The 241-nt window shown below is 61.0% G+C and carries 1 protein-coding gene; it reads left to right on the top strand.

Annotated features, from left to right (window positions below; translation table 11 throughout):
* Positions 1–241, top strand: a 241-nt coding sequence (locus QP363_RS13465) for a hypothetical protein (protein ID WP_284764865.1), incomplete at both ends; no start/stop codon positions are given.

Raw genomic sequence — 241 nt, 5'->3', positions numbered from 1 at the left:
CAGCGAATATCCGGAAGATTCCCCCGAATACCCCGGCCATCGCGAATATCCGGAAGAAGCCAGCGTGCTGGCGCGCTCGGTTGGCGACTGCGATAACGTGGATCGTTTCAGCGTCTACCGCATCCACGACACCCTGCTGTATCACAATATGGACGCCATGCCGCTCCCGGAACAACTTGATTTTATTGACGGATACCTGGCGCGCCTGGGCCGCGAGCGCCACTACCGCTGCGCCACCCGC

The organism is Corynebacterium sp. UMB6689, assembly GCF_030215295.1.
GTDB lineage: Bacteria > Actinomycetota > Actinomycetes > Mycobacteriales > Mycobacteriaceae > Corynebacterium > Corynebacterium aurimucosum.
The sequence above is the reverse complement of the archived record's forward strand: the minus strand, read 5'-3'. Positions and strand labels throughout refer to the sequence as shown.